General features: G+C 69.2%; 14 protein-coding genes. 8 read left to right on the forward strand and 6 right to left on the reverse strand.

Going from position 1 to position 16,721, the window contains the following annotated elements; translation table 11 throughout:
- Window positions 1–51: 51 nt before the first annotated feature.
- The 5 genes from ASE67_RS05140 (at window position 52) to ASE67_RS05160 (ending at window position 7,775) form a co-directional block, all read left to right on the forward strand.
- Window positions 52–1,440, forward strand: coding sequence for a TIGR03013 family XrtA/PEP-CTERM system glycosyltransferase (locus tag ASE67_RS05140; RefSeq protein ID WP_055757493.1), 1,389 nt, complete (start codon window positions 52–54; stop codon window positions 1,438–1,440).
- A gap of 4 nt (window positions 1,441–1,444) precedes the next feature.
- Complete coding sequence (gene prsK, locus ASE67_RS05145) at window positions 1,445–3,499, forward strand: XrtA/PEP-CTERM system histidine kinase PrsK (protein ID WP_055757495.1); 2,055 nt, start codon at window positions 1,445–1,447, stop codon at window positions 3,497–3,499.
- Window positions 3,496–4,851 (forward strand): PEP-CTERM-box response regulator transcription factor, encoded by a 1,356-nt coding sequence (gene prsR, locus ASE67_RS05150; RefSeq protein WP_055757497.1) that lies wholly within the window; start codon window positions 3,496–3,498, stop codon window positions 4,849–4,851. The genes prsK and prsR overlap by 4 nt, the downstream gene beginning before the upstream one ends.
- A complete protein-coding gene (locus ASE67_RS05155) occupies window positions 4,835–6,892 on the forward strand; it encodes a tetratricopeptide repeat protein (protein WP_055757499.1) in 2,058 nt (685 codons plus the stop codon). Before prsR ends, ASE67_RS05155 begins: the two co-directional genes overlap by 17 nt.
- A gap of 73 nt (window positions 6,893–6,965) precedes the next feature.
- A complete protein-coding gene (locus ASE67_RS05160; protein ID WP_055757500.1) occupies window positions 6,966–7,775 on the forward strand; it encodes a DUF815 domain-containing protein in 810 nt (269 codons plus the stop codon).
- Window positions 7,776–7,909: 134 nt separating this feature from the next.
- Here the strand turns inward: ASE67_RS05160 and ASE67_RS05165 are convergent, their stop codons facing one another.
- Entirely contained in the window at window positions 7,910–9,676 is a 1,767-nt protein-coding gene (locus ASE67_RS05165; RefSeq protein WP_055757503.1) for an ABC-F family ATP-binding cassette domain-containing protein, read from the reverse strand.
- A 98-nt stretch (window positions 9,677–9,774) separates the two neighbouring features.
- Here ASE67_RS05165 and ASE67_RS05170 point away from each other — a divergent pair, with 98 nt between their 5' ends.
- The 3 genes from ASE67_RS05170 to ASE67_RS05180 are packed head-to-tail and all read left to right on the forward strand — an operon-like array spanning window position 9,775 to window position 12,166.
- A complete protein-coding gene (locus ASE67_RS05170; protein WP_156347720.1) occupies window positions 9,775–10,077 on the forward strand; it encodes a hypothetical protein in 303 nt (100 codons plus the stop codon).
- A 21-nt stretch (window positions 10,078–10,098) separates the two neighbouring features.
- On the forward strand, window positions 10,099–10,788 hold the full coding sequence (locus tag ASE67_RS05175) for a response regulator transcription factor (protein ID WP_055757508.1): 690 nt from the start codon (window positions 10,099–10,101) through the stop codon (window positions 10,786–10,788).
- Window positions 10,789–10,798: 10 nt separating this feature from the next.
- Complete coding sequence (locus ASE67_RS05180; RefSeq protein WP_055757510.1) at window positions 10,799–12,166, forward strand: sensor histidine kinase; 1,368 nt, start codon at window positions 10,799–10,801, stop codon at window positions 12,164–12,166.
- A 115-nt stretch (window positions 12,167–12,281) separates the two neighbouring features.
- Here the strand turns inward: ASE67_RS05180 and ASE67_RS05185 are convergent, their stop codons facing one another.
- From ASE67_RS05185 to galE, 5 genes are all read right to left on the reverse strand, one after another.
- Window positions 12,282–13,268: an LLM class flavin-dependent oxidoreductase gene (locus ASE67_RS05185; protein ID WP_055757511.1), complete on the reverse strand. Its 987-nt coding sequence runs from the start codon at window positions 13,266–13,268 to the stop codon at window positions 12,282–12,284.
- 66 nt (window positions 13,269–13,334) lie between these two features.
- Window positions 13,335–14,120, reverse strand: a complete 786-nt coding sequence (locus ASE67_RS05190; protein WP_055757513.1) for a PhzF family phenazine biosynthesis protein — start codon at window positions 14,118–14,120, stop codon at window positions 13,335–13,337.
- Window position 14,121: 1 nt separating this feature from the next.
- Window positions 14,122–15,078 carry a cation diffusion facilitator family transporter gene (locus ASE67_RS05195; RefSeq protein WP_055757515.1) on the reverse strand — a complete coding sequence of 319 codons (957 nt, stop codon included), beginning with the start codon at window positions 15,076–15,078 and terminating at the stop codon, window positions 14,122–14,124.
- Entirely contained in the window at window positions 15,075–15,653 is a 579-nt protein-coding gene (gene pdxH / locus ASE67_RS05200; RefSeq protein WP_055757517.1) for a pyridoxamine 5'-phosphate oxidase, read from the reverse strand. The genes ASE67_RS05195 and pdxH overlap by 4 nt, the downstream gene beginning before the upstream one ends.
- A 69-nt stretch (window positions 15,654–15,722) precedes the next feature.
- Window positions 15,723–16,718 (reverse strand): UDP-glucose 4-epimerase GalE, encoded by a 996-nt coding sequence (gene galE, locus ASE67_RS05205; protein WP_055757520.1) that lies wholly within the window; start codon window positions 16,716–16,718, stop codon window positions 15,723–15,725.
- Window positions 16,719–16,721 lie beyond the last annotated feature (3 nt).

Raw genomic sequence — 16,721 nt, forward strand, 5'->3', positions numbered from 1 at the left:
GCATAGCGGGTCGGTGTCGGATTGCCTTACACCTGTATCGGGATCGCCGCGATGATTCGGCTGTTCAAACACTATATCCCGCATGCCGTGCTGCTGCTCGGCATGCTCGACCTGTGCGCGCTGCTGGTCGCCGCCGAACTCGGCTGGATCACGCGCGCGATGCAGATCGGCATGGCGATCGATCCGATCCACACGCGCGTGCCCCAGCTGATGAGCTTCGCGCTCAGCCTGGAGGTCGCGATGGTCGCGGTCGGGGTCTATGGCACCGACGCGCTGCAATCGGTGAAGTTCGCCGCGGCCCGCCTGATCGTCGCGATCCTGCTCGGCGTCATCTTCCTCGCGGTGCTGTTCTTCCTGGCACCCGGCATCACCTTCTGGCGATCGAACCTGCTCTACGCCGTCGGCTTCGCGACCGTGCTGCTGCTGCTGCTGCGCGTCGTCACCGGCACCTTGCTGGGCGGGCAGGCATTCAAGCGACGGGTGATCGTGCTGGGCGCGGGACCGCGGGCGCAGCGGCTGAAGGATCTCGGCCAGCGCCCCGGCGCGGGCTTCGTCGTCGTCGGCTATATCGCGATGAGCGAGGCGAACCGCGTGATCCCCGAGGCGATCGCCCGCGACGCGATCTACAACCTTGCCGATCACGTCGTGCTGCTCGGCGCGTCCGAAGTCGTGCTGGCGCTGGAGGAGCGGCGCAACGCGCTGCCGCTGAAGGATCTGCTGCGCATCCGCACCACCGGCGTGCACGTCAACGAAATCTCGACCTTCCTCGAACGCGAGACGGGGCGCGTCGACCTCGACAGCGTCAATCCGTCGTGGCTGATCTTTTCCGACGGCTTCTCGTCGGGGCGGGTGGTGTCGAGCGTGTTCAAGCGGATGTTCGACATCGCCGCCAGCCTGCTGCTGCTCGCGCTGACGCTGCCGGTGATCCTGCTCGCCGCGCTCGCGGTAAAGCTGGATAGCCGTGGCCCGGTCTTCTACCGCCAGCGGCGCGTCGGCCTCTACAGCACCGGGTTCGACATCCCCAAGCTGCGATCGATGCGCACCGATGCGGAGGCCGCCGGATCGGCGATCTGGGCGGAAAAGAACGATCCGCGCATCACCCGGATCGGCCGCGTCCTGCGCAAGACGCGGATCGACGAACTGCCGCAATGCTGGAGCGTGCTGATCGGCGAGATGAGCTTTGTCGGCCCGCGCCCCGAACGCCCCGAATTCGTGTCGGCGCTGGAGGAGAAGCTGCCCTATTACGCCGAACGGCACATGGTGAAGCCGGGCATCACCGGCTGGGCGCAGATCAACTATCCCTATGGCGCGTCGATGGACGATGCGCGGCAGAAGCTCGAATACGACCTCTATTATGCCAAGAACTACTCGCCCTTCCTCGACCTGCTGATCCTGCTCCAGACGATCCGGGTCGTGATCTGGTCGGGCGGGGCGCGGTGATGCGATGCTGACCGGGGTCGTCGTTTGGGGCCATGCCATCGCCGCGCTGCTGTTCGGCGGGCTGGCCTTCTGGACCGTGCGGCGCGGTGCGGCCGACGGTGCGCTGCCGCGCCGCGGGCTGTCGGTCGCGCTGGCGCTGACGGCGCTGTGGGCGCTGGCGGTGGCGGGGATCGCCGACAGCCATCCGGTCACGCATCTGCTGGGCGGGCTGCGCACGCTCGGCTGGCTGGCGCTGCTGTTCGCGATCCAGCAGCGCAGCGGCGAACGCGGCGGCGAAGCGCTCGGCCGGACCCTCGCATTCGGTGCGGTGATGATCGTCGACGTGGCGGCGTTGCTGCTCGATTCGATCAGCGCGGCGGCCGGCAACCCTGTCGCCGCCACCATGATCGGCGATGTCGCGACGGTGCTGGGGATGCTCGCCGCGCTCGGGGCGCTGCTGCTGCTGCACGGCCTGTTCCGTACCACGACCTCGGCTGCGACGCGGCTGGTGCTGGTGACGGCGGGGGCGTTCTGGCTGATCGACGTCAACAGCTGCATCGCCAGCTACCTGGTCGGCGGCGCACCCGCCGAACTGATCGCGGCGCGCGGCGCGGCGGTGGCGGGCATGGCGCTGCTGATCGCGCTGGCCCTGTCGCGGCCGGGCGATGGCGGGGTGCAATTCTCGCGCACCGCGACGTTCCACACTCTTTCGCTGCTCGGCCTCGTCGCCTATTTCGCGATCACGATCATGGCGACCAGCCTGATCGAGGTGCTGGGCGGTACCCACGCCCGCATCGCGCAGACCGCCTTCGTCTTCGGATCGACCGTCGCGATGCTGACCGCCGCCTCGTCCGGCTGGCTGCGCGCGTGGATCAAGGTGAAGCTGGTCAAGCACCTGTTCCGCCACCGCTACGACTATCGCGCCGAATGGACCCGCTTCACCGAAACGCTGGGCGAGCCGAAGGGCGGCGCCCCGCTCGACGAACGGCTGGTGAAGGCGGTCGGCGACCTGATCGATGCGCCCGCCGGGCTGCTGCTGGTCGCCGATGGCGATACGCTGGCGCTGCAGGCGTCGTGGTGTTGGGACGGGCAGGCGCTGCCCGGCGACGATGACGGCAGCGCGCGGCTGGCCGCCTATCTGCGCACGACCGGGCGCATCCTCGAACTCGACCCCTTACGCGAACGGCCCGATGATCCCGACCGGGCGGCGGTGCCGGAGGCGATGCTGGCCCATCCCGATGCGTGGGTGGTCGTGCCGCTGCCGCATCTGGGGCGGTTGATCGGCGCGATCCTGCTCGCCCGGCCGATCCTTGCCCGCGCGCTCGACTGGGAGGATTTCGACCTGCTGCGCATCGCCGGGCGACAGGTCGCCAGCTACCTGGCCGAGGAACGCGCCCAGTCCGCCTTGTCCGAAGCGCAGCGGTTCGAGGAGTTCAACCGCCGCTTCGCCTTCATCCTGCATGATGTGAAGAATATCGTGAGCCAGCTGAGCCTCGTCGCGCGCAACGCCCCGCGTCATGCCGACAACCCCGCATTTCGCGCCGACATGGTCGCGACGCTGAACGAATCCGCCACGCGGATGAACGACCTGCTCGCCCGCCTGTCCGAACGCGAGGCACCCCGGATGGAGGCCCCACGCGCCGTCGCACTGGCGACCATCGCCGCGCAGTCGGCCGCACGCTTCCGCGCGCGCGGCGTCGTGGCGATCGAGGGTGATCGCAACGCCCACGCCGCCGCCGATCCGGCGCGGCTGCAACAGGTGCTCGACCATCTGGTCCTGAACGCGCTGGATGCCGGCGGCAGCGACCCGGTGCGCGTGGTCCTGGGCCATGCCGCCGATCGCGTCTGGATCGATGTGGTCGACACCGGACAGGGCATGACCCAGCAATTCGTCCGCGACGACCTGTTCCGCCCGTTCGTGTCGTCCAAGCCCACCGGCTTCGGCATCGGCGCGTTCGAGGCGCGGCAGCTGGCCCAGGCGATGGGCGGCACGATCGAGGTGGAGAGCCACCCCGGACGCGGCACGCGGTTCCGCGTCACGCTGGCGGCGGCGACCCCCACGCTGGAGCAGGCGGCATGACGACGCGCAAATGCCTGTTGATCGTCGAGGACGATGCCGGGCTGCAACGCCAGCTGCGCTGGGCCTATGAAGGCTATGACATCGTGGTCGCCGGCGACCGCGACGCGGCGATCGCCGCCGTCCGTGCGGAGGAGCCGCAGGTCGTCACCCTCGACCTGGGGCTTCCGCCCGATCCCGATGGCGTCAGCGAAGGCTTCGCGACGCTGGCAGCGATCCTGGCGATGAAGCCCGATACCAAGATCGTGGTGGCCAGCGGCCATGGCGACCGCTCCAGCGCGCTGCGCGCCATCGATCTGGGCGCGTGGGATTTCTATGCCAAGCCGATCGACATCGACGCGCTGGGCCTGATCGTCGCGCGCGCCTTCCATGTCCATGCGCTGGAGGCGGAGAACCGCCGGCTGGCGGAGCGGATCGAGGGGCAGGCGGTGCTGGGCGGCATGATTACCGCCGCGCCCGAAATGCTGAAGGTCACGCGCACGATCGAACGCGTGGCCCCGGCCGACGTCTCGGTGATGCTGCTCGGCGCATCGGGCACCGGCAAGGAGCTGCTGGCGCGCGGCGTCCATGACGCATCGCGACGCAAGCGCGGCAATTTCATCGCGATCAACTGCGCCGCCATCCCCGAAACCCTGCTCGAAAGCGAGCTGTTCGGCCATGAGAAGGGCGCGTTCACTGGCGCGGTGAAGACGACCGAGGGCAAGATCGAACAGGCGGCGGGCGGCACGCTGTTCCTCGACGAGATCGGCGACGTACCGCTGCCCTTGCAGGTAAAGCTGCTGCGCTTCCTGCAGGAACGCGTGATCGAACGGATCGGCGGGCGCAAGGCGATCCCCGTCGACACCCGCATCGTCTGCGCGACGCACCAGGATATCGACGCGATGGTCGCCGAGGGGCGTTTCCGCGAGGACCTCTATTACCGCCTTGCCGAGATCGTGGTGCGCATCCCCTCGCTGTCGCAGCGGCCCGGCGATCCCGCGCTGCTCGCGCGCCATTTCCTCGACCGCAACGCCGCGCAGATGGGGCTGGGGCCGAAACGCTTCGCCCCCGACGCGCTGGCCGCGATCGAGGCATGGGGTTGGCCCGGCAATGTCCGCGAGCTGGAAAACCGGGTGAAGCGCGCCGCGATCATGGCCGATGGCAAGGCGGTGACCGCCGCCGATCTCGACCTCGCCAGCCCCGACTTGGGCGCAGGCCCGATCAACCTGAAGGCGGTGCGCGAGGCGGCGGATCGTTCCGCCATCCGCTCCGCGCTGGCGCAGGCGCAGGGCAATATCTCGGGCACCGCCCGCCTGCTCGGCATCAGCCGCCCGACCCTCTACGACCTGATGAAGAGCTATGACCTGCAACCCTGACCGTTCGATCCGTGCGCTGCTGGGGGCAGGGGGGCTGGCGGTCGTCGCCGTCGCGCTGGCGTCGCTCGGTGGGGTGCTGCCCGCGCGCGCCGATGCGGCGGACGCACGGACGAAGGTTGCGCAGGCGCTGGCGCAGTTCCAGGGCGGGCACTGGACCGCCGCACGCGACCGCGCCCGTGCCGCGACGCAGGCCGATCCGGCATCGGGCTTTGCGCAGGCGGTGCTGGCGCGCACCCAGTTGGCGCTGGGCGACGGGGCGGGGGCGCAGGCATCGCTCGACCGCGCAAACAAGGCCGGGTTCGATCCGGCGCGCGCGCACCAGCTCTATGCCCATGCCCGGCTGTTGCAGGGCGATCCGGCGGGCGCGGTGGCGGAGGCCGATCGCACGCTCCCCCGCTATCGCGGCTATGCGACGACCATCCGTGCGCAGGCGGTGGCGGCCAGCGGCGATGTCCGCGCCGCGCTGTCGACGCTGGAGGCACGGGTCGCCACCGCGCCCGGCGACGCGTTTGCCTGGGTCGCGCTCGGCCGGCTGCGGCAGGACGCGGGCGACATGGTCGGTGCGATCAACGCCGGCACTGCGGCGGTGCGCGCCGATCCGGCCTCGCCCGACGCGCTCCGGCTGCGGGCGCAGACGATACGGACCCAATATGGACTGGTCGCGTCGCTGCCGTGGTTCGAGGCGGCGTTGGCCCGCGACCCGTACGCCCATGACACGCTGATCGACTACGCCGCGACGCTGGGCGATGCCGGGCGGGCGCGCGACATGCTGGCGGCGGTGCGCCGGGCGATGGCGGTGCGGCCGGGCAGCGCGCAGGGGCTGTACCTGCAATCGGTACTGGCGGCGCGGGCCGGTGACCTCGTGACCGCGCGCAGCGTGCTGGACAAGGCCGGGCGTGGCCTTGCCGGCGTGCCCGGCGCCCTGCTGCTCAGCGGATCGATCGGTCTTGCCGCCGGCGAAGCGGCGCAGGCGGCGATCCCTTTACGCGAACTCGTCGCGCGGCAACCGACCAATATTACCGCGCGCAAGCTGCTGGCGTTGGCCCTGTTGCAAAGCGATTCGGCGCGCGAGGCGTTCGACACCATCCTGCCGGTCGCCTCGCGCGGCGATGCCGACAGCTACACGCTGCTGCTGGCCGCCCGCGCGCTGGAGCGGATCGGCGACCGCGCCAATGCCGCGCCTTTGTTCGACCGTGCCGCCGCGCTGCGCCGGGGTCGGTCGGGCGCGTTCGCGACCGGAGAGAACCTCACGACCCTCGCCAACGAAGCGGCGGCGGCCCCCGGCAGTCCGGGCGCGACGCTGCCCTATATCCGTGCGCTGTCGGCCGGGGGCGATGCCACCGGTGCGCTGGCGGCGGCGCAGGCGCTGGCCGATGCCAATCCGGGGTCGCCATCGGCGCAGCTGGTGCTGGGCGATGCGCTGGCCGGGGCGGGGCGGATGGCCGATGCCGCCACCGCCTATGCCCGCGCCGCAGCGACCCGCTTTGATGAAGCGACGATGCTGCGGCTGGTCGATGCCCGCGACCGTGCCGGCCAACGCGATCAGGCGGGAGCCACCCTCTCGCTGTTCCTCACCCAGAACCCCGGCAATGTCGCGGCACTCCGCCTGCTGGGCAGCTGGCAGGTCGCGGCGGGCGAGCATGACGCGGCGATCGAGACGCTCGAACGCTTGCGCGAACACGTCGGCGACCGCGATCCCGCGCTGCTGGCGCTGCTCGCCTTCGCCTATGCCGGCGCGGGCGAGCCGGAGGCGGCGCAGGGCTATGCCAGCGCGGCCTACACCCTCGCCCCGTCCAACCCGATGACGGCCGATGCGCTCGGCTGGGCACTCTATGCCGGCGACAATGTGGGGGCAGCGGTGCCGCTGGCGGTGAAGGCGGTGCGGCTGGCCCCGCAGGACGCCACGATTCGCTGGCACATGGCACAGATCGCCGATGCCGCCGGCAACCGCCCGGTCGCCATCGCCAATGCGCAGGCGGCCTTGCGCGACACGGCGTTTGCCGACCGGGCCGCGGCACAGGCGTTGATCGCCGGGAGCTGATGCTTGGCCGCGCATGTCGCCCCGGCATGTGCCGGGATGACGTGCCTGATGCGTTTGCGCTAGGGCCGGTGCCATGACCGATCCGCTCATCCGCATCGCCGCCGCCCTCGAACGCCTGTCGCCGCCGCCGCCACCGGCCGCCGATCCGCTGGCGCATCCCGCCTATGGCTGGGACGGCGTAGGTTTGCGCGCTGCGCGGGGCTTCCGGCCGCTGGCGCTCGACCGGCTGGTCGGGATCGATGCGCAAAAGACCGCACTAACCGACAATCTCGCCCGTCTCGCCGGCGGCGCGGCGGCGCATGACGTGCTGCTGTGGGGTGCGCGCGGCACCGGCAAGTCGGCGCTGGTCAAGGCCGCGGTCGGGCAGGTGCAGGCGACCGGCGGCGCACTGGCGCTGGTCGAGGCACCGGCCAATGCGCTGGCCGGGCTCCCGCGCCTGTTCGCGCTGCTGGCCGACGTCCCGCGCGCGTTCGTGGTGTTCGTCGACGATCTCGGCTTCGACACCCCCGCCGACGGTCGTGCGCTGCGCTCGCTGCTGGAGGGCGGCGCGGAAGGGCGGCCGGGCAATGTCCGGCTGATCGTCACCGCCAACCGCCGCCACCTCGTGCCGCGTGACCTGAAGGAACAGGACAGCGCGATCAACCCGCGCGACGGCATCGACGACGCGCTGGCGCTGGCCGACCGCTTCGGCCTGTCGCTTGGCTTCCACGTCGTCGACCAGGATCATTATGTCGCGATCGTCGAGCGCTACTGCGCCGCCTACGACCTGCCGTTCGATGCGCAGGAGGCGATCAACTGGGCCACGAAGCGCGGCAGCCGCTCGGGGCGGGTGGCGTGGCAATATGTGACTGAGTTGGCGGGAAGGCACGGCAAGGCGGTCTAAAGATCCTCCCCGCGAGCGGGGAGGGGGACCGCCGCGCAGCGGTGGTGGAGGGGGGCTTCCACCACCGGAACGTACGCGGATAACCCCCTCCACCAGCCTGCGGCTGGTCCCCCTCCCCGTGCCGGGGAGGAGCTTCAAGCCTCGGCCATCTCGGCCAGCGCCAGCCAGCGCTCCTCCGCCGCATCCTTTTCCGCGCGCGCCTTCTCGATCTGCGCATTCAGCGCCGCGAACCGCTTCGGGTCCTTGGTATAGAGCGCCGGATCGGCCAGCAGCGCCTCGTCGCGTTCGATCGCCGCCTCCAGCTCCTCGATTCGGCCGGGCAGGATGTCGAGGTCGCGCTGGTCCTTGTAGCTCATCTTGGTCGATTTGGGCTTCGCCGCCACTTCGACCGGCTTGGCCTTCACCTTTGCCGCCGTCCGCTCGCGCCGCTTCGCCACCCAGTCGGCATAGCCGCCCGGCACGACATCGACATCGCCGCTGCCGTCCATCCCCAGCGTCACCGTGACCGTCCGGTCGAGGAAGTCGCGATCGTGGCTGACGATCAGCACGGTACCGGCATAGTCGCCGATCACCTCCTGCAACAGATCGAGCGTTTCGAGGTCGAGGTCGTTGGTCGGCTCGTCCAGCACCAGCAGGTTCGACGGCCGCGCGAACTCGCGCGCCAGCAACAGCCGCGACCGCTCGCCGCCCGACAGCGTGCCGATCCGCGCCTCGGCGATCGACGGATCGAACAGGAACTCCTTGAGGTAGCCATGGACGTGCTTCTTCGAGCCATTGACCTCGATCCAGTCGCCGCCATCGGCCAGCACGTCGCGCACCCGCTTTTCCGGGGCCATCAGCTTGCGCTGCTGGTCGATCACGATCCCGTCCAGCGTCTGCGCGCGCATGATCTTGCCGCTGTCGGGTTCCAGATCACCGGTCAGCAGTCGCAGCAACGTCGTCTTGCCCGCGCCATTGCCGCCGACGATGCCGATCCGGTCGCCGCGCCGCACGCGCAGCGAAAAGTCCTTCAGCACCGTACGGTCGCCGAACGCCTTGGTCACATGCTCGGCATCGATCACGACCTTGGTCTTGGTATCGTCGGCCTCGACCTGGATCTTGGCGGTCCCCTGCGGCCCCTGCATCGCCGCACGCTGGGCGCGCAGTTCGTGCAGCTTTTCCAGACGCCCCATGTTGCGCTTGCGCCGCGCGGTGACGCCGCGGTGGAGCCAATGCTCCTCGATCTTCAGCTTCGCGTCCAATCGCTGGGCGGCGCGCTCCTCTTCGGCGGCGGCCTGTTCCATCCACGCCTCGAACCCGCCGAAACCGATTTCGGCCCGGCGAATACCGCCCCGGTCCAGCCACAGCGTCGATTTGGTGAGGCGCGTCAGGAAGGTGCGATCGTGGCTGATAACGATGAACGCGCCGTTATAACGGTTCAGCCATTCCTCCAGCCATTCGATCGCCGACAGGTCGAGATGGTTGGTCGGCTCGTCGAGGAGCAGGACGTCGGGATTTTCCGCCAGCGCGCGCGCGATCGCCGCCCGCCGCCGCTCGCCGCCCGATGCGGTCGCGGCCTCACGGTTCAGGTCGATGCCCAGCTGGTCGGCGATCGCGTCGACCTCATGTTCGGCCGGCGCACGTGGCCCCCTGAGCGCGAAGTCGCGCAGCGTCGCATAGCCATCGACCTTGGGGTCCTGTTCCAGCAGCACGACATGCGTGCCCGGCACGATCGTCCGGCGCCCTTCGTCCGCATCGATCGACCCGGCGATCAGTTTCAGCAGCGTCGTCTTGCCCGCGCCATTGCGCCCGATCAGCGCCAGCCGGTCCCGCTGCCCGACATGGATGTCGAGTCCGCGAAACAACCAGCCATTGCCCTGGATCAATCCAAGGCCCTCATAGGACAATATCGGTGCAGCCATGTGTGGCAGGTAAGCCGCAGTCGCGAACGAAGCAAGTTACGCCAGCCTGTCTGCCCTATTCACGGACTGTTCAACGCATTGCCCCTATGCCACGCCCTATGTCGATGATCGTTCGGTTCCTTGTGCTGGGATTGCTGGCGGTGTCGGGTAATGCGCAGGCATTGCCCGACCAGGTGCTGCGCGATCATGAAGCAGCGCGCGCGGCGCGCGCCGAGGGGCGCATCCTGCCGCTGCGCGAGATCGAACGCCGGGTCGTGCCGCAGATGCGCGGCGCACAATATCTGGGCTTCGACTATGATCCCGATCGCGGGATTTACACGCTCAAGTTCCTGCGCGATGGGGCGGTCATCTGGGTCGATGTCGACGGCCGTACCGGCCAGGTCACCGGCCGCAGCCGTTAAACGAATAGGGGAGAACAGCCGATGCGCGTCCTGATCGTCGAGGACGAACCCAATCTCGGCCGCCAGCTGCGCGCCACGCTGGAGGGCGCGGGCTATGCCGTCGACCTCGCCACCGATGGCGAGGAGGGGCATTTCCTGGGATCGACCGAAACCTATGATGCGATCATCCTCGACCTGGGGCTGCCCGAGGTCGACGGGCTGACTGTGCTCGACCGCTGGCGCAAGGAGGGGCGCACCGCCCCGGTACTGGTGCTGACTGCGCGCGACAGCTGGTCGGACAAGGTCGCCGGGCTGGACGCGGGCGCGGACGATTATGTCGCCAAGCCGTTCCAGACCGAGGAACTGATCGCCCGCCTGCGTGCGCTCATTCGCCGCGCGTCGGGCAATGCCTCGGCCGAACTGACCGCCGGCGACATCCGCCTCGACACCCGTTCGGGCAAGGTGACCAGGGCAGGCGAGCCGGTGAAGCTGACCGCGCAGGAATACAAGCTCCTGTCCTACCTGCTCCACCACAAGGGCAAGGTCGTCAGCCGTACCGAGCTGATCGAGCATATCTACGACCAGGATTTCGACCGCGATTCGAACACGATCGAAGTGTTCGTGACGCGCATCCGCAAGAAGCTGGGCGCCGACGTCATCACGACGATCCGGGGCCTGGGCTACAGCCTCGACGAACCGGGCGCGCCGAAGCCGGCGGGCGCGGAGGACTGAGGCAGGCGCGATGACGAGCGGCACCGATCCTGCCCCGCGCACCTATGTCCGGGTGACGGGATCGCTGTCGCGGCGGATGATCCTCGTCGCGGCGCTGTGGATCATGCTGCTGCTGGCCGGCGGCGGCTTCGCGCTCGACCGGGTGCTGGTATCGGCGGTCACGCGCAACACCGATGACGGCCTCGAATACCTCCTCAACTCGCTGATCGTGTCGGCCGAGATCGATTCGACCGGCGAGGTGACGTTCAACCGCCAGCTGTCGGACCAGCGGTTCCTCGAACCCTATTCCGGCCTCTATTGGCAGGTGAGCGGGCCGGGGCACGAGACGTGGCCGTCGCGCTCGCTATGGGATCGCAAGCTGCCGGTCGACGGCAAGCGCTATACCGACGTCCATATTTATGACGCGCGGCCGTTTCCGGAGCAGAAGCTGCGGATCGTCGAACGCGACCTGACGCTGCCCGGATCGCCGACCGTCTGGCGGTTTCAGGTCGCCGAATCGCGCGACGTGCTCGACGGGCTGATCGCGGCGCTGCGCAAGACGCTGGTGCGATCGTTCGCACTGCTGGGGCTGGGGCTGATCGTCATGGCGACGCTCCAGACCTGGTACGGGCTGCTCCCCCTGCGCGCCGTGCGCGACGCGATCGCCCGGCTGCGCGCGGGGCAATCGGCGCGGGTCGAGGGATCGATGCCCGCCGAGGTCGCGCCGCTGGTTGAGGAACTGAACGCGCTGGTCGAACATAACGACAAGCAGGCCGAAGAGGCGCGGCGCCATGCCGGCAACCTTGCCCATGCGCTCAAGACCCCGCTGACCGTCATCATGAACGCGTCCGCCGCCGGCCAGGACGATCTTGCCGATACCGTCATCCGCGAAGCACGGACGATGCGGCGGCAGGTCGACCACCACCTCGCCCGCGCCCGCGCGGTCGGGCGGCGCGGATCGGCGCACAGCCGGGCGGATGTGTGGGTGTCGGTAGAAGCGGTCGAGCGCGCCGTCGCCCGGCTCTATCCCAATGTCCGCATCGACGTGGACGGCAAGAAGGACCTGATCGCCCGGATCGAGCGGCAGGACCTCGATGAAATCCTCGGCAACCTGGTCGAGAACGCCGCCAAGTACGGCGGGGGCAGCGTGTTCGTCACCGCCCGCGCCGATGCCGGCTTCGTCGAGCTGCTGGTCGAGGATGACGGGCGCGGCATCCCGGAATCGGACCGGCTGCGCATCTTCGACCGCGGCGTACGGCTCGATTCGGGCAAGCCCGGCACCGGCCTCGGCCTCGCCATCGTCCGCGACGTGGCGGAGATTTACGAAGGAACCGCCTCGCTGGAAGAGAGCGAGGATCTGGGCGGGTTGCTGGTGCGGCTGCGGTTGCCGGCGGCGTAACCGAACCCTCACCCCGTTCGGTTCGAGCAGCTTCGAGCCTGTCGAGAAGCGTCTGTCGAGAACACCCTTATTGAAGCAACTCCTCATCGACAGGCTCGAACCTAACCGACGGAGGTCACAACCCCCGCATCGCCGCCGCCGCGATCGACGCACTCCGCTTGCGCGCCGCCGGATCGAACATCGCGCCGGTGACGATCACCTCATCGACCTGCGTCCGCGCGATAAACTTGGCCAGCCCGTCGCGCACCGTCTCCGGCCCGCCGATCGCCGAACATTCCAGCACATGGTCGAGGACCGCATTACCCTGCGCGCCAAGCTGCGCACGATACCCCGCGACCGGCGGCGGCAGCTCGATCGGCTGGCCGGTACGGATCGCGACGAACATCTGTTCGGTCGAGCTGGCCAGCAGCCGCGCCTCCTCATCGGTGTCCGCCGCCAGCACGTTGAACGCAGCAGCGGCATAGGGCTTGTCGAGCACCGCCGAGGGCGTGAAATTGCGGCGATACACCTCCAGCGCCTGGTCGAGCGCGGCCGGTGCGAAGTGCGAGGCAAAGGCATAGGGCAGCCCCAGCATCGCCGCCAGTTGCGCACCGAACAGCGACGATCCGAGAATCCACAGATCGACCTTCGCCCCCGCGCCCGGCACCGCCCGGATGCCGGTGCGGCCATCATCGGCAAAATAGCTCTGCAGCTCGACCACATCCTGCGGAAAGGCGTTAGGATCGCTGTCCAGTGTCCGGCGCATCGCACGCGCGACGATCTGGTCCGATCCCGGTGCCCGGCCCAGCCCCAGGTCGATCCGCCCCGGATATAACGCGTCGAGCGTGCCGAACTGTTCGGCGACGCTGAGCGGCGCATGGTTGGGCAGCATGATGCCGCCCGCGCCGACCCGCATCGCCTTCGTCGCGGCGGCGATATGGCCGATCACGACCGCCGTCGCCGCGCTGGCGATGCCGGGCATACCGTGATGTTCGGCCACCCAATAGCGGTGGAAGCCCTCCGCCTCGGCATGGGCGGCAAGGTCGGCGGCGGCGGCCAGCGCCTCGGCCGGGGTGCCCCCCTGCCGGACGGGGACGAGATCGAGCATGGAATAGCGGGTCATTCGAGATAGATGGGTGGCGGGTTGCGAATTGCTACCCAATCCCGCTTTCCCCACCCCAAGCCCGGCTTACAGCAACAACTCGCCCCGCATCACCGTCACGCACCGCCCGCCCAGCACCGCACGGTCGCCGGCCAGCGTGCAGGTCAGATGGCCGCCGCGCGCGCTCGCCTGGAACGCGGTGAAGCGATCGCGACCCAGCCGCTCGGCCCAGAAGGGGGTGAGCGCGGCATGCGCCGATCCGGTTACCGGGTCCTCGTCCACGCCCCATGCCGGCACGAACACGCGGCTGACGACATCGGCGACGTCGCCCGGCGCGGTGACGATCGCCATCACATGACATGCCGACAGCGCCGCCATGTCGGGCGAACAGGCACGCACCGCCGCCGCGTCGGGCAACAGGATGATGCTGGTTTCCTGTGCCCCCGCAACACTCGCGAACACCTCGCCATCGCATCCCAGCGCCGCCAGCAGCGCCGCATCGGGCGCCGCCGCGACCCGCGTCACCGGCAGGTCGAGCGTATAGGCGCCCCCTTCGCGCCGCACGATCAGCACGCCCGCCCTGCGCGTGGCGAAGCGCACCGCGTCGCGTGTTCCCAGCAGCACATGGCCGCTCGCCAGCGTGGCATGGCCGCACATCGCGATCTCGACGGTGGGCGTGAACCAGCGCAGTTCATAGTCGGCCTCGCCACCACCCACCGGCACCGCAAACGCTGTTTCCGACAGGTTGTGCTCCAGCGCGATCGACTGGAGCAGCGCATCGTCGGGCCAGGCGTCGAGCAGCATCACCGCCGCCGGATTCCCCGCGAACGGCCGGTCGGCGAACGCGTCGACCACGGTGAAGGGCATCGTCATGCTACAGGCTCCCGACGCGCTTGCCGAACCAGTGCGGGGTCACGTCCGCCTCGACCAGCGGGTTGTCGGTGTCGACATGCCCCTCGGGATCAAGGTGGATCAGCACCTCGACCTTCGGAAATGCCTGGCGCAGCGCGCGCTCGACGCCTTCGACCACATCATGCGCCTCGGCGACGGTCATGTCGCGCGCGACCTCCATGTGGAATTGCGCGAAGTCGTGGCTGCCCGAACGGCGGGTGCGGAAGTCGTGGATGCCGCGCAGACCCTGCTGCCGTGCCGCGACGTCGAGGAAGGCATGGCGCTCGTCCTCCGGCCATTCCTTGTCCATCAGCTGGTCGATCGCCTGGCTCGACGCCTGGAACGCGCCCCATGCCAGCCACAGCGCGATCAGGATGCCCATCACCGGGTCGGCGCCGCGAATGCCGAACAACTGGTCGAGCACCATCGCGACGATCACCGCCAGGTTGAGCAACAGGTCGCTCTGGTAATGCACATTGTCGGCGCGGATCGCGACCGATCCGGTACGGTCGATGATCGATTTCTGGTACGCCAGCAACGCAAAGGTCGCGAGGATCGCGATCACCGACACGCCGATGCCGAATTCGACATCCTGCGTCTCGCCCGGCGCGCCGAACGCGGCGATCGCGCGCCACGCGATGCCCGCGGCCGATGCGGTGATCAGCATGACCTGGAACAGCGCCGCCAGCGCCTCCGCCTTGCCATGGCCAAAACGGTGGTCATGATCGGCGGGCGTCGCGGCAAGGCGCACGCCGTAGAGCGTCACCAGCGATGCGAGCAGGTCGAGCGCGGTGTCGGCAAGGCTGCCCAGCATCGCGACCGATCCGGTATGCCATGCGGCAAACCCCTTCAGCCCCAGCAGGAACACCGCCATCGTCACCGACGCGATGGCGGCGCGGGTGGCGAGCGGGATCACCCGCTTGCGTTCGGTCTCCGTCATGGGAACAGCAGCCCTTCGCTCCAGCTGCCGTCGGTGCCGGGGGTGAACACGCGGCGTTCGTGCAGCCGGTGCGCGCGGTCCTGCCAGAATTCGATCGACCGGGGCGTCACCCGGTATCCGCCCCAGAAGGGCGGACGGGGCACGTTCTGCCCCTCGAACCGTGCCTGCACCTCGGCAAAGCGCGCCTCGAACGTGGCGCGATCATCCAGCGGACGCGACTGGTCCGACGCCCAGGCGCCCAGCTGCGAATCGCGCCCGCGCGAGGCGAAATAGGCATCGGATTCGGCATCCGACGCCAGCGTCACCGGCCCCTCGATCCGGATCTGGCGGCGCAGTGATTTCCAGTGGAACAGCAGCGCGGCGTTGGGATTGGCGGCCAGATCGGCGGCCTTGCGCCCTTCGCGATTGGTGTAGAACACGAACCCGTCGCGGCCATGGCCCTTCAGCAGCACCATCCGCACCGAGGGGCGCCCTGCGGCATCGGCGGTGGCCAGCGCCATGGCGTTGGGGTCGTTCGGCTCGCTGGCGCGGGCCTCGGCGAACCATTGGTCGAACAGGTCGAAGGGATCGGTCATCGCCCGCACATAGCCCCTTTGCCGCGCGATTTCACCCCGACCCGAAGGGCAGGGGCGTATCGCCCCGGATCAGCCGCCGCGCCGCTCCGCCAGCTGGCGCTCCCATGCCAGCGCGTCACGCACGATCTGGTCGAGATCGGCATGCTGCGGCCGCCACGGCAGGGTGGCGAGGATCGTGCTGTTGTCGGCGACCAGCGCGTCGGGATCGCCGGCGCGACGCCCCTCCAGCTTGCGCTCGATCGTATGGTTTGTCACCCGGTCGACCGCATCCAGCACCTCGAGCACCGAATAGCCGCGGCCATAGCCCGCGTTCATCGTGTGGCTCTTGCCCGGATCGGCCATCAGCAGGTCGAGCGCATGGACATGCGCGTCGGCCAAGTCGCTGACATGGATATAATCGCGCACCCCGGTGCCGTCGGGCGTCGCGAAATCGGTGCCATAGACGCCGACATGCGCGCGCTTGCCGGTCGCCGCCTCGACCGCGACCTTGATGAGGTGCGTTGCGCCCGCCGTCGACTGCCCGCTGCGCCCCTGCGGATCGGCGCCGGCCACGTTGAAATAACGCAGCGCCGCATAGTTGATCGGATGCGCCGCGGCGACATCGGCCAGCATGATCTCGGTCATCAGCTTCGACATGCCATACGGATTGATCGGCTGTTTCGGGCTGTCCTCGCGCACCGGCACGACCTCGGGAATGCCATAGGTCGCGGCGGTCGACGATAAGATGAAATGCTTCACCCCTTCGGCGACGGCGCTTTCGATCAGGCTGCGCGAGGCGGCGGTGTTGTTGCGGTAATATTTGAGCGGATTCTCGACCGATTCGGGCACCACGACCGACCCGGCGAAATGCAGGATGGCGTGCACGTCATGGTCGCGCATCGCCGCGCGCACCGCCGCATCGTCGCTGATATCGGCGACGACCAGCGCGGCACGGGGATCGACCGCCCAGTCGAAGCCGGTGACCAGATTGTCGACCACCACGACCGCATGGCCGGCATCGAGCAGCGCCAGCACCGCATGGCTGCCGATATAGCCCGCGCCGCCCGTGACCAGAACCTTGCCCATTAC

Origin of the sequence: Sphingomonas sp. Leaf23 (assembly GCF_001421585.1) — a bacterium.
In the GTDB taxonomy this organism is placed as follows: Bacteria; Pseudomonadota; Alphaproteobacteria; order Sphingomonadales; family Sphingomonadaceae; genus Sphingomonas.